Origin of the sequence: Bosea sp. (in: a-proteobacteria), from assembly GCF_023953965.1 — a bacterium.
Lineage (GTDB): Bacteria > Pseudomonadota > Alphaproteobacteria > Rhizobiales > Beijerinckiaceae > Allobosea.
The window spans coordinates 854,592-867,506 of sequence record NZ_JAMLIX010000001.1 but is presented as its reverse complement, the minus strand read 5'-3'; the positions used below and the strand labels follow the sequence as shown (position 1 = coordinate 867,506).

Sequence of the window (12,915 nt, the reverse complement as noted above, 5' to 3'; positions counted from 1 at the left end):
GGAGCTGGAGTATGTCCGCGCTTCGGAGAAACGCGGAAATACTCTAGTCCGCCGCGCCGGTCTCGAACAGCTTCGGCATATGCGCCTGGTACCAGCCCTTCAGCTCTTCGAGGGCGGGGTGCTCGAGGTTGCGGCGCAAGTAGGCTTCGACGCGCGGCAGGTGCTTCAGATAGTCCGGCTTGCCGTCGCGCTTGTCGAGGCGGGCGAAGATGCCGGCGATCTTGGTGTTGCGCTGGGCGCCGAGGATCGCGTAGGCGCGGGCGAAGCCGGCGAGGTCGAAATCCGGCGTCTCGGCCCGCCGCGCCGCGCCATAGGCCGCGAGCAGTCGCAGTTCCAGCGCGGCCGGCACGTCGATGCGGGCATCCTGGCCGAGCGAGACCAGGTCATAGGCCGGGTGGCCGTTGACCGCGTCCTGGAAGTCGATCAGGCCGAGCCGGGCATGGCCCAGGCGGTTTTCCAGCCAGATCAGATTGGGCGAATGGACGTCGCGCAGCGTCCAGGTCGTCGGCGCGGCCAGAACCTCGTCGAAGAGCCTGTTCCAGATCCGGGCGAACTCGGCCTGCGTCACCGCGGGCAAGGTCACGCCGGCGATGTGGGGCGCATACCATTCCAGGATCAGCTCGGTCTCGATGGCGAGCGCCTGGCGGTCGTATTCGGGCAGCGTGTGATCGCGCCCCTCGGCCACCGGCAGGATCGACGGCAGGGTGTGGCGGTGGAGATCGGCGAGCCAGAGCGCCGCCGCCTCGTAGCGCTCGGGGATCGGCCGGCGCTGCGCATCGATCACGCCTTCGTGGCCCAGATCCTCGATCAGCAGGAGGCCGGTGGTCAGGTCCTCGGCGAAAATCTCCGGCGCCGAATAGCCGAGCGAGCGCAGGCCGCGATCCATCGCGACGAAAGCCTCGATGGTCTCGGCGAGATGGGCGAGCGCGCTGTAGGGCTTGCCGAGCCTGACCGGCGGCCCGTCCGGGCGCGGCGGCGAGATCATCAGCACGGCGGTCTCGCCTGAGGCTTGCGTCAGGCGCTCATAGGCGCGCGTCGAGGCGTCGCCGAGCATGAAGTCGCGGCGCGCTGCACCCCAGCCGGCGGCGTCGACCAGCCGGCGCGAGGCGACCGCGATGGCGAGCCGCTGCTTCCAGAGGACGCCGCCCGAAAGAGCGGCGATGCGGCCGGTCTCGGGATTGTCCGGGTCGACGTCGAGCACGATGTCGAGGCGCCGTCCCGCCGGCAGGCGGGTGCCGGCCCGGTCCGGCCATTCGACCAGCAGGATCAGCCGGTCGATATCCTCGACGAGCCCGAGATCGTCGAGCTCGTCGGGCGAGCGCACACGGTAGAGATCGGCATGCAGCACGGTGCCGCGCGCCGTCTCGTAGCTCTGGACGAGTGTGAAGGTTGGGCTCGGGGCTTCCAGCGCCGGGTCCTGCGCCAGCTCGCGCAGGATGGCGCGCGCGAGCAGCGACTTGCCGGAGCCGAGATGGCCGGAGAGCGCGACGATGTCGCCGGGCTTCAGGATCGCGGCGATGTCGGCGGCAAGCCGCACTGTTGCCGCCTCGTCCGCCAGCAGGAGGCGGTGGGCCCCGGCCTTGCGGGCTTCCTCCGTCATTCGGCGGCGTCCGAGAGCGGCACGCCCTGGGCCGGGAAGACGGCCGTCACCCGCGTGCCCTGGCCGGGCGCCGAATCGAGCTCGACATGGCCGCCATGCAGCTCGACGATCGAGCGGACGATGGAGAGCCCCAGGCCGACGCCGCGATGGCTGGAGCCGAGCGAATGGCTCTCGAAACGCTCGAACACCTTTTCGATGACCTCGGCCGGGATGCCCCGGCCCTGATCGGCGACGGTGATGCGGATCTCGTCGCCCGTGCGCGTCGCGCCGACCGTGACGGTCTGGCCGGGCGAGGAGAAGCCGATGGCGTTGGAGAGCAGGTTGAAGATCACCTGGCGCAGGCGCTTGCCGTCGGCGCGCAGCGGGCCCGTGCCGGGGTCGATCGCGACCTTGAGCTCGAGCTTGGTGTCGGCCAGCCGGTCTTCGAGCCCGGAGGCCGCCTGCGCGATGGCCTCGGTGACGTCGACATCGCCGATCTCGAGCGTCAGCGCGCCGTTGTCGATGGTGGCGAGGTCGAGGATGTCGTTGATGATGGCGAGCAGCGCGCCGGACGAGCGGACGATGTGGGAGGTGTAGTCGCGCTGCTTCTCGTTGAGCGCGCCGACCGTCTCGGTGCCGAGCAACTGCGCGAAGCCGATGATGTTGGTCAGCGGCGAGCGCAGCTCGTAGGACACGTGGTGGACGAAATCCTCGCGCAGCCGCGAGACCTTCTCCAGCGCCTCGTTCTTCTCGGTCAGCGCCCGCTCGACATTGACGCTCGCCGTGACGTCGGCGAAGGAGATCAGCGTCGCGCCGTCCGGCAGGGGCGCGGCGGACATGTCGAGCACCGTGCCGTCGCGCCGCTCGATGCGGCAGCTATAGTCCTCGCGCGCGTCGCGCACGCCGGTGACGACGCTGTGCAGCTCGGTCCAGACCTCGTCCTGCGGGAAGAGCGGGCGGCAGAGCCGGATGACCTCGTCGATATGCGGCGCCCCCGCCGCGAGATCGCCGCCCTGGATCCGCCAGGACTGGGCGAAGGCCGGGTTCGAGAGCTTGAGCCGCCCGTCCGAGCCGAACACCGCGACGCCCTCGCGCAGCGAATCCAGCGTCTCGCGCTGGGTGCGTGACAGCGCGTTGAAGCGCGATTCCAGCGTGAAGCGCTCGGTCACGTCGTCATAGAGATAGGTGACGCCGCCCTGCGGATTGGGGCTGGCGACGACATGGATCGTGCGCCCGTCGGGCAGATACCACCAGTCCTCGCTTGCGCGTGTCGCCGCATAGGCCGCCTGCGCCGCCGCCTTCCAGCTGCGGTAGTCGCCGAGCTCGGGCAGGCGGCGCTCGGCGCGCAGCCGGTCGAGGATCTCGCCGTCGCTGGGCTGGGCATCGAGGAAGCCCGCTTCCAGCGACCAGAGCGCCTCGAAGCCGGCATTGCGGTAGACCAGGCGCTGGGCGCCGTCGAAGACGGCCACCGCCGTCTTGAGCCGGTCGAGCGTGCGGACATGAGCGTCCATCTGGCGCTGGAGATCGGCGCGGATCGCCTCGAGCTCGCTCATGTCGATGGCAAAGCCCGCATGGCCGACCGCGGTCGGCAGTTCCATGATATCGAGCGTGCGCCGCTGGCCGCAGACGACGGCCGGCGCCCGAAGCGCGAAGGTCGTGCCCTCGCGCCGGGCGCGGGCGGCGGCGTCGCGCTCGCCGCGGTCGAGCAGCTCGACCCCGCTCTTGACGGCCGCGGCGGCGTCGGCCGCCTCGACCGCGCGCGCATAGGCGGCGTTGACCCAGGTCAGGCGGCCCTCGCCGTTGCGCATCCAGGCCGGATGCGGCAGCCCGGTGAGCAGGCTCGAGAGCGCGGCATGGTCGGCTGCGATGCGCTGAAGCTCGCCGCGCAGGCTCATCACCTCGGCGCGCTCGCCCGTCACCTCCCGGAAGCGGATCACCGCGCGCCCGGCGACGGGACGGCCCTCGACGTCGATGAAGGGGCCGGCCTTGCTGCGCAGCGTCAGGGCGAAGGCCTCGCCACGCTCCTTCAGCGCGTCGGTCGCCAGCTCCAGCCGCTTGGCGTCGGCCGGCGGCGCCCAGCTGCCATAGGCGAGGGCGAGCGCCGCGCCCGGCGCGCCGAGAAAGCCGCTGTCACCCTCGAAGACGGGCTCGGCGTCGCGGCCCTTCCAGCTCACCACCACCTGCGGGTCGGCTGAAAGCAGCATGGACAGCCGCTCCTGATGGCCGCGCGCCGCTTCGAGATCGGCCGCGAGCTTGGCCTCGCGCTTGTGCCAGCGCGAGCGCTCGCGCACATAGATCAGCGAGGTCGTCGTGGCGAAGACGGTGAGGCCCGCCAGGATCAGCGACAGCCCGCCGGAGCTCAGCGCGTCGATCGAGGCCGGCGCCAGCCATTCGCCGCGAGCCATGGTCGGGACGGATGCGGAAGCCACCGCCAGGCCCGGCAACACTGCGCGCGGACGCCAGCCGCCATCTCGCCCCTGTCGCCTCGCCCGTCCCATCCTCGCGCCCGTCGTCTCTGCGGCGGCCGAAGCCGCCTTTGTCCATCGTGCCTGCCGGAATCGGCCGGGAGGAGCGCGGCGGCACTGCCGTCTCCACGGGGCCGATCACGCTCGCCACCACGCCAATCACATCAGAGCTGCGATCCGGCCCGCGCATGGCGGAACGCCGAATCAGCCCCACTCTAATCATCGCCGGAGTCCGTCAGGAAGTGCTTAATGGCCGGTAAATCGTCCGATTTTCCGAACGCGCGCGGGTACGTTCCGAAGTTGTCTACCAGTAGAGGCAGCAAGCCGGACCGACACAATCCGTAGTGTCTGCGGAGGTGATTCCCGGAAGGCACAGCCATGAAAAAAGGCCCGGCGGGTGCCGGGCCTTGGGGTGGCAAGCGCCTTGCGCCTGTCAGTAGCGGTAGTGCTCGGGCTTGAACGGGCCCGCCTGCGGCACGCCGATGTACTTCGCCTGGGCGTCGTTGAGCCTGGTGAGCTTCGCGCCGACCTTGGCGAGGTGGAGCGCCGCGACCTTCTCGTCGAGGTGCTTGGGCAGGGTGTAGACCTTGTTCTCGTATTTTGCGTGGTGGTTCCACAGCTCGATCTGTGCGAGCGTCTGGTTCGAGAACGAGCAGGACATCACGAAGGACGGGTGGCCGGTGGCGTTGCCGAGGTTTACGAGGCGCCCTTCCGAAAGCAGGATGATGCGCTTGCCGTCGGGGAACTCGATCTCGTCGACCTGCGGCTTGACGTTGTCCCACTTGAAGTTCTTCAGGCCGGCGACCTGGATCTCCGAGTCGAAATGGCCGATGTTGCAGACGATGGCGCGGTGCTTCATCGCGCGCATATGGTCGACGGTGATGACGTCGAGATTGCCGGTGGCGGTGCAGAAGATGTCGCCGCGCGGGGCGGCGTCGTCCATGGTCACGACCTCGTAGCCTTCCATCGCCGCCTGCAGCGCGCAGATCGGGTCGATCTCGGTGACGAGGACGCGGCAGCCGGCCTGGCGCAGCGAGGCGGCCGAGCCCTTGCCGACGTCGCCATAGCCGGCGACGACCGCGACCTTGCCCGACATCATCACGTCGGTGCCGCGGCGGATGGCGTCGACCAGCGATTCGCGGCAGCCATAGAGGTTGTCGAACTTCGACTTGGTGACGCTGTCGTTGACGTTGATCGCCGGGAAGGGCAGGCGGTTCGCCTTGGCGAGCTCGTAGAGGCGGTGGACGCCGGTGGTGGTCTCCTCCGAGACGCCCTTGATCGCGGCCCGCGTCTTGGTGAACCAGCCGGGATTGGCCTTGAGCTGGCGCTTGATCAGGGCGAAGAAGATCGTCTCCTCCTCATTGCCCGGCTTGTCGAGGAAGGCTGCGTTGCCGGCCTCGGCCTCGGCGCCGAGGATGATCAGCATGGTCAGGTCGCCGCCGTCGTCGAGGATCATGTTCGGCGTGCCGCCGTCGCCCCAGGCCGCGGTCTTCAGCACATATTCCCAATAGTCCTCCAGCGTCTCGCCCTTGATGGCGAAGACGGGGGTGCCGGTCGCGGCGATCGCGGCGGCGGCATGGTCCTGGGTCGAGAAGATGTTGCAGGACGACCAGCGGACATCGGCGCCGAGCTCCTTCAGCGTCTCGATCAGCACAGCGGTCTGGATGGTCATGTGCAGGCAGCCGGCGATGCGCGCGCCCTTGAGCGGGGCCTTGCCCTTGTTCTCGGCGCGAACCGCCATCAGCCCCGGCATCTCGTCCTGGGCCATGTTGATTTCCTTGCGGCCGTAATCCGCAAGCGAGATGTCCTTGACGATATAGTCCTGCGACACGGGGGTTGCTCCAATCTGAATGTGGCGGCTCTCTAGCAGCGGGCGCGGCGCAACGCAATCAAAGACATAAAGATGTCTTTATATGACAGGCATGCGCCGGCGTCGTCATGCCGCCGTGCCGGCCTGATCGAAAACGCTTCCAAAGCCCATGACAGCCTCTAGAGTATCGCCGAGCGAAGCAGCCGCCGGCTCACGGGGTTTCAGACCCCGGCCGGCGCGGCTGTCCTCGCCAATCGGCCCCTTGGCGGACCTCAGATCCCGCGAGCGAACACGGAACATGCAGGCATGACCTCACTCGACAGCTATTTCGACTTTCCCTCGTTGGCTGGAAAACCCGACTGTGCCCCTTTCGAGGTCTATGCCCTGCGCTATGCGACGCGCACGGGCACGCGCAACGACTACTTCCTGGAGCGTGACCCCCATGACGGGCCGGCTACGCTCGACTACTACGTCTGGCTTGCCCGGTCCCCCGACCGGACGATCCTGATCGATACCGGCTTCTCGCGCGAGAGTGCCGAGCGCCGTCGCCGCGACATGCTGCGCTGCCCGATCGATTCCCTGAAGCTCCTGGGCGTCGAGCCGTCCGAGCTGCGCGACGTCGTGCTGACCCATCTCCATTTCGATCATTCCGGCAACCTCGACATGCTGCCGAATGCGACGATCCATCTTCAGGATGCCGAGATGGCTTTTGCGACGGGGCGTTACATGCGGTTCTCCTGCTGCGGCGGCCCCTACGAGCTCGAGGACGTGGTTCGCCTGCTTCGCCTCAACTATGCCGGGCGCATCGCGTTTCACGACGGCGCCGGGGAGCTTTGCCCGGGGGTTTCCCTCCATCGCGTCGGCGGGCATAGCGCGGGGCAGCAATTCGTCAGGATCTGGACGCGCAAGGGCTGGCTCGTCGTCGCTTCGGATGCGAGCCATTTCTATGAGAATTTCGAGACGTACCGGCCCTTCTTCCTCAATGTTCACGTCGGGCAGGCGCTGGATGGGTACACGGCGCTGCGGCGGCTGGCGAGCGCGCCGGAGATGATCGTTCCCGGCCATGATCCGCTGGTCATGGAGCGTTTTCCGCCGGCGCGAGAGGATCTCGCCGGCATCGCCGTGCGTCTCGATTGACGCGCGGCGATCTCGCCGCGGGCCTTACGAAAACCGGGCCGGGGAATAGGCGGCCGGGTCGATCGTCGGCCGTTCCCCCGCCATGAGCTCGGCGAGCAGGCGCCCGCTCGCCGGGGCGGCCGTCATGCCCGAATGGCCGTGGCCGAAACAGGCGTAGAGGCCAGGCTGCCCGGGAATTTCGCCGATCGCGGGCAGGCCGTCGGGAATGGAGGGCCGGTGCCCCATCCAATAGGCCTCCTCGTCGAAGGTCAGGTCGGGAAACAGCCGCTTCGCCTGCGCCGTCAGCACCCTGGCGCGCGCCAGCGTCGGCGGGGCGTCGAGGCCGGCGATCTCGACCGTCCCCGAGACGCGCAGGCCCTCCGACATCGAGCTCATGCCGAAATAGCGGCTCTTGTTGAGGATCGGCATGCCCAGCCGCACGGATGGATTGCTCAGCATGACATGGTAGCCCCGCTCGGTTTCGAGCGGGATGGCGACGCCGAGCGGGGCGAGCAGGCGCCCCGACCACGCGCCGGCGGCGACGACCACCGCCTCGCCGCCATGGTTCCCGAGATTCGTCATCACCGTCCAGCGGTCGCCCTCGCGCCAGATGCGCAGCGCGCGTTCATGCAGGAGCGCGCCGTCCCCCTCGCGCCGGAAGGTCTCGGTGAGAGCGCCGACCAGCCCCCGCGGGTTCACCGTATGGCCGTTGCCGGGAATGAGCAGCCCATGCGAGACCTCGCGCGAGATGCCGGGGAAATACTGCCGGATCCGGTCCGATCCGAGCGCGTCGGATTCGATGCCGAAACGAGCCCGGACCTCGTCCTCGAGGCTGCGGGCGGGCGGTGCCTTCATCCGCTCCCAGAGATAGACCTGGCCGTCCTGCCGGGTCAGCCGCGCCATCGCCTCGTCGCCGATATTGTCGCGCCAGCCGTCGAGCGTGTAGCGATGCAGGGGCCGCAACGCCTCCGCCGTCTCGAGGACGTTGGCGCGCGTGCCCAGGCGCAGATAGCGCCAGAGCCAGGGCAGGGCGCGGGGCAGGTAGGCGGCCTTGACGGTGAGGGGGCCGAGCGGGTCCGCGAGCCACCCCGGGACCTTCCAGATCATGCCGGGCTGGAAGGTCGGGATCGCGGTATCGGCGACGAGCATGCCGGAATTGCCATAGGAGGCGCCCGAGCCCGGTGAGCTCTCCTCGATCACGGTGACGGAAAAGCCCCGCCGCTGCAGCTGGAGCGCCGCGCTCAGGCCGGCCGCGCCGGCACCGACGATCAGGACGCGCCGCTCTGCTGATGTCTTCCTCAAGGGACAGCGCCTTATCCATCGCGCCGGCCGCCGGCCGCGGCCTTCCTCCCGATCTCGCGCTTCCATCGGTTGACATGTCAGCAAGCGGCGGGGCTGTCGGGCCTCCGCGCCGCCCGTTCTGGGCAATCCGCCGTGCATCGGAGGGCTGCCCCGGGGAGGGATCGCCGCGCCCGCGTCCCGAAAACGGGTGGCGCGTCCCGTCGGGCCGGGGCAGGATCGGCTCGTCAGGGAGGGCATCATGGCGAAGGCGGCGGGAGCGATCCGGATCGGCATCGGCGGCTGGGTGTTCGAGCCCTGGCGCGGGAGCTTCTATCCCGCGGGCCTGCCGCAGAAGCGCGAGCTCGCCCATGCCGCGGGCAAGCTGACCTCGATCGAGATCAACGGCACCTGTTACGGCGCGCAGAAGCCGGAAAGCTTCGCGAAGTGGCGCGAGGAGACGCCGGACGACTTCGTCTTCGCCCTGAAGGCGTCGCGCTTCTGCACGAACCGGCGCGTGCTGGCGGAAGCCGGGCCTTCGATCGAGAAGTTCCTGACCGGCGGCCTGACCGAGCTTCGGCACAAGCTCGGGCCGATCAACTGGCAGTTCATGCCGACGAAACAGTTCGATCCCGCGGATTTCGAGGCTTTCCTCAAGCTCCTGCCCGGGGAGCTGGACGGGATCGCGCTGCGCCATGCCGTCGAGGTCAGGCATGACAGCTTCCGCTCGCCCGATTTCATCGCGCTGCTGCGGGAATACGGTGTCGCGGCGATCACCGCGGCCGATGCCGCCTATCCGCAGATCGCCGATGCGACGGCGCCCTTCGTCTATGCGCGGATCATGGGGACGAAGCAGGCCGAGCCCAAGGGCTATTCCGAGGCCGGGCTCGAGCGCTGGGCGAGGGCCGCCCGGGCCTGGGCCGGGGGCGGCGTGCCGGAGGGGCTGGAAACGCTGGCGCCGCCGGCCGGCAATGAGCCGCGCGACGTGTTCCTCTATGTCATCAGCGGCGACAAGCTCCGCAATCCGGCCGCCGCGATGGCGTTGATCGCGCGCACCAGGGGCTGACGCCTATTCCGCCGCCTCCTGGCAGACATCGACCCATGTCGCGCCCGTCAGCTGCGCCATGCGTCCGGGCGCGATGCGCAGCGCGCTATGGGTCGAGCCCGCCGCCGGCACGACGATGTCGAACGCTTGAAGCGAGACGTCGCAATAGACCCTGAGCGGCGTCTTGAGCCCGAAGGGGCAGACGCCGCCGATGGGGTGGCCGGTCAGCGCCTCGACCTCCTCGGGGCCGAGCATGCGCGGCTTGCCGCCGAGCGCCGCCTTGGCCTTCCTGTTGTCGAGCCTTGCATCGCCGCGGGTGACGACCAGCACGACCTCCTCGCCGATGCGCAGCGACAGCGTCTTGGCGATCTGGCCGGGCTCGACGCCGTGCGCCGCGGCGGCGAGCGGCACGGTGGCGCTGCTGTCCTCGGTGACGATGACGGCGATGTCGGGGGCGTTGGCGGCGAAGAAGGCGCGGACGGAATCGAGGCTCATCGGGCGATTCGCGAGGTCATCCACAGGATCAGCAGGGCGGCGAGTGCCGGCACCGCGAAGACGACGAGGAAGATCGGCGCTTCCTCCATCACGGTATAGCCCGCGCGGCTGACGCCGATCCAGAGATTGACCAGCGCGCCGACGAACCAGAGCGGCAGGAACAGCCTGACGGCGAAGGGTATCGGCCGCCCGGAGGAGATGGACAGGCGCGGCGCGAGGAAGAGCAGCAGGCCCATGAGGGCGAAGCCGAGGCCGATGACCTTGATCGTATGCATGGCTCAGGCGTCCTTCGGTTGCAGCGCCAGCGCTTCCCAGGACGCGACGAGGATGAGGATCGCGGTCGCGCTGAGGCTGTAGCCGAGCGGCGGCAGCAGGCCGGAGCAGAAGCCCAGCATGACGAACAGCCCGAGCCCGACGAGATGGGAGAGCGGATACCAGCCGGCCGTCACCCGCTTGAACAGGAGATTGCCGAGGAGATAGCAGGCCGGGCCGGCGGCGACCGCGATCGCGGTCTTGGTCTCGGTATGGCCGAGCGGGTGGGCGATGACGAGCTCGTCGCCGACCGCGACCAGGATGATGCCGGCGACCAGCAGGATATGCAGATAGGTATAGGCGATGCGGGCGATCCGGCCCGGATCGTCGGAATGGGCGATGAGCCGGCTGCCGCGATCGGCACCGATATGGAAGTAGATCCACCACATCGCGACCGAGCTGACGAAGGCGTTGACGAAGGCGGTCAGGTTGACCGCGGTCACGGGCAGCTTGGCGGCCGTCGCTCCGGTCATGATGACCGACTCGCCGAGCGCGATGATGATGAAGAGGGCGCAACGCTCGGCGAAATGGCCGCCCTCGACATCCCAGTCGTTCGTGGTCGAGCGGCCGAGCCCGGCGACGCGGAAGCCCAGTGCCGGGCCGGCATATTCGATGCCCAGCGCCGTAAGCCAGAGGCCGAAGCGCAGCGGGCCCTCGCTCAATCCGCCGGCGATCCAGAACAGGCCGGAGATGCAAAGCCAGATCGTGATGCGCTGGAAATTGCGGTAATTGGCGGGGGAGGCGCCCTTGAGGCTCGCCATGGTGAACAGCGAGCGGATCAGATGCATCGCGACATAGGCGCCGGCGAAGACGAGCCCCCTGTCGCCGAAGGCGTCGGGCAGGCTCGACGACATCGTGAGCCCGAGGAACATCAGCCCGAAGAGCATGAGCCTCACCGGCGTCGTCTCGGGATCGAGCCAGTTCGTCACCCAGCTCGTATAGATCCAGACCCACCAGACGGCGCCGAGCAGGAAGGCGGCCTGCGCCAGGCCGAGCCCGCTGAAATGCTCCAGCAGCGTGTGCGAGATCTGGGTGATCGCGAAGACGAAGACGAGGTCGAAGAACAGCTCGACATAGGAAACGCGCGCATGCTGGTGTCCGACGCGCTCCCTCAGCAGCGCGCCGGGCTTTCGTGCTTTCTCCATGCGGACCCTCGTTTCCTGACGCCCAGCTGCCGGCGAAGCTGTCCTGCCCCCGGTGCCGCCGTCAATGGCGGAAGTGGCGGTGGCCGGTGAAGACCATGGCGAGGCCGGCCTCGTCGGCGGCCTTGATCACCTCGTCGTCGCGCATCGAGCCGCCGGGCTGGATCACCGCCGTGGCGCCGGCCTCCGCCGCCGCGATGAGCCCGTCGGCGAAGGGGAAGAAGGCGTCGGAGGCGACGACCGAGCCCTTGGCCAGGCTTTCGGCCAATCCCGCCGTCCTCGCCGCTTCGGCAGCCTTCCAGGCGGCAATGCGCGAGGAATCGACGCGGCTCATCTGGCCGGCGCCGATGCCGACGGTCGCGAGGTCCTTCGCATAGACGATGGCGTTCGACTTGACATGTTTGGCGACGCGGAAGGCGAAGCGCAGATCGTTAAGCTCGCGCGCGCTCGGCTCACGCTTCGTCACGACCTTCAGCTCCATGTCGTCGACGACGGCGTTGTCGCGCGACTGGACGAGGAAGCCGCCGGAAACGGTACGCAGCGACAGCCCCGGCGCGCGGGCGTCCGGCAGGCCGCCGGTCAGCAGCAGGCGCAAATTCTTCTTGGCGGCGATCAGCGCGATCGCCTCCTCCTCGGCCTCGGGCGCGATGATCACCTCGGTGAAGATCTCGACGATCTTCTTTGCTGCCGCCGCGTCGAGCTTGCGGTTCAGCGCGACGATGCCGCCGAAGGCCGAGACGGGATCGCAGGCCAGCGCCCGCTCGTAGGATTCCAGCAGCGAGCCGCCGGCCGCGACGCCGCAGGGGTTGGCGTGCTTGACGATGACGCAGGCCGCGCTCGCCTGCGGATCGAACTCGGCGACGCATTCGAAGGCGGCGTCGGTGTCGTTGATGTTGTTGTAGGAGAGCTGCTTGCCCTGGACCTGGCGGGCGGTCGAGACGCCGGGACGGTTCTCGGGCGTGCGGTAGAAGGCGGCCCATTGATGCGGGTTCTCGCCATAGCGCATCGTCTCGGCGAGGGCGCCGCCGAGCGCCCGGAAGGCGGGCGCCGTGTCGCCGAGCTCGGCCGCGAACCAGTTCGAGATCGCGGCATCGTAGGCGGCGGTGCGGGCATAGGCCTTCTGCGCCAGCCTGCGGCGCAGCGTCAGCGTGGTCGCGCCCTTCTGGGCTTCGAGGTCGGCGAGGACGGAAGGGTAGTCGGCCGGCTCGACCACGACGGCGACGTCGTGATGGTTCTTGGCGGCGGCGCGGATCATCGCCGGGCCGCCGATGTCGATGTTCTCGATGCAGTCGTCATGGCTGCGCCCGGCCGCGACCGTCGCCTCGAAGGGGTAGAGGTTCACGACCAGGAGGTCGATCGGCTGGATGCCGTGACCGAGCATCGAGGCCTGGTGCTCGGGGTGGGAGCGGATGGCGAGCAGCCCGCCATGCACCTTCGGATGCAGCGTCTTGACGCGGCCGTCCATCATCTCGGGGAAGCCGGTGAGGTCGGAGACGTCGCTGACCGGCAGGCCGGCCTCGGCGATCGCCCGGGCGGTGCCGCCGGTCGAGACCAGCGCGATGCCGAGCCTGTGAAGGGCGCGCGCGAAGTCGATCAGCCCGGTCTTGTCGGAAACGGAAAGGAGCGCGCGTTCGACGCGGCGAAGCTCATGCGGCATCGGGATCAGGGTCCGG

Annotated in this window: 10 protein-coding genes; 2 read left to right on the top strand and 8 right to left on the bottom strand. The window is 69.0% G+C overall.

The window, feature by feature from the left end; translation table 11 throughout:
• Nucleotides 1-43: 43 nt before the first annotated feature.
• The 3 genes from tsaE to ahcY all read right to left on the bottom strand — a co-directional run bounded on the left by tsaE (nt 44) and on the right by ahcY (nt 5,890).
• Complete coding sequence (tsaE, locus tag M9917_RS04100) at nt 44-1,600, bottom strand: tRNA (adenosine(37)-N6)-threonylcarbamoyltransferase complex ATPase subunit type 1 TsaE (RefSeq protein WP_297251095.1); 1,557 nt, start codon at nt 1,598-1,600, stop codon at nt 44-46.
• Nucleotides 1,597-4,008 carry a sensor histidine kinase gene (locus M9917_RS04095; RefSeq protein WP_297251093.1) on the bottom strand — a complete coding sequence of 804 codons (2,412 nt, stop codon included), beginning with the start codon at nt 4,006-4,008 and terminating at the stop codon, nt 1,597-1,599. Before M9917_RS04095 ends, tsaE begins: the two co-directional genes overlap by 4 nt.
• A gap of 469 nt (nt 4,009-4,477) precedes the next feature.
• Nucleotides 4,478-5,890, bottom strand: a complete 1,413-nt coding sequence (ahcY, locus tag M9917_RS04090) for an adenosylhomocysteinase (protein ID WP_297254693.1) — start codon at nt 5,888-5,890, stop codon at nt 4,478-4,480.
• Nucleotides 5,891-6,160: 270 nt separating this feature from the next.
• Here ahcY and M9917_RS04085 point away from each other — a divergent pair, with 270 nt between their 5' ends.
• Nucleotides 6,161-6,991, top strand: coding sequence for an N-acyl homoserine lactonase family protein (locus M9917_RS04085; protein WP_297251092.1), 831 nt, complete (start codon nt 6,161-6,163; stop codon nt 6,989-6,991).
• Nucleotides 6,992-7,015: 24 nt separating this feature from the next.
• Here the strand turns inward: M9917_RS04085 and M9917_RS04080 are convergent, their stop codons facing one another.
• Nucleotides 7,016-8,272, bottom strand: coding sequence for an NAD(P)/FAD-dependent oxidoreductase (locus tag M9917_RS04080; RefSeq protein WP_297251090.1), 1,257 nt, complete (start codon nt 8,270-8,272; stop codon nt 7,016-7,018).
• 238 nt (nt 8,273-8,510) lie between these two features.
• Here M9917_RS04080 and M9917_RS04075 point away from each other — a divergent pair, with 238 nt between their 5' ends.
• Entirely contained in the window at nt 8,511-9,314 is an 804-nt protein-coding gene (locus tag M9917_RS04075) for a DUF72 domain-containing protein (RefSeq protein ID WP_297254691.1), read from the top strand.
• Between the two features lie 3 nt (nt 9,315-9,317).
• Here M9917_RS04075 and M9917_RS04070 read toward each other — a convergent pair whose 3' ends face one another.
• The 4 genes from M9917_RS04070 to purH all read right to left on the bottom strand — a co-directional run bounded on the left by M9917_RS04070 (nt 9,318) and on the right by purH (nt 12,899).
• Complete coding sequence (locus M9917_RS04070; RefSeq protein WP_297251088.1) at nt 9,318-9,788, bottom strand: YbaK/EbsC family protein; 471 nt, start codon at nt 9,786-9,788, stop codon at nt 9,318-9,320.
• On the bottom strand, nt 9,785-10,063 hold the full coding sequence (locus M9917_RS04065) for a hypothetical protein (RefSeq protein ID WP_297251086.1): 279 nt from the start codon (nt 10,061-10,063) through the stop codon (nt 9,785-9,787). The genes M9917_RS04070 and M9917_RS04065 overlap by 4 nt, the downstream gene beginning before the upstream one ends.
• A gap of 3 nt (nt 10,064-10,066) precedes the next feature.
• A complete protein-coding gene (locus M9917_RS04060; protein ID WP_297251084.1) occupies nt 10,067-11,245 on the bottom strand; it encodes a low temperature requirement protein A in 1,179 nt (392 codons plus the stop codon).
• Between the two features lie 61 nt (nt 11,246-11,306).
• Nucleotides 11,307-12,899, bottom strand: a complete 1,593-nt coding sequence (gene purH, locus M9917_RS04055; protein ID WP_297251082.1) for a bifunctional phosphoribosylaminoimidazolecarboxamide formyltransferase/IMP cyclohydrolase — start codon at nt 12,897-12,899, stop codon at nt 11,307-11,309.
• Between the last annotated feature and the right edge of the window lie 16 nt (nt 12,900-12,915).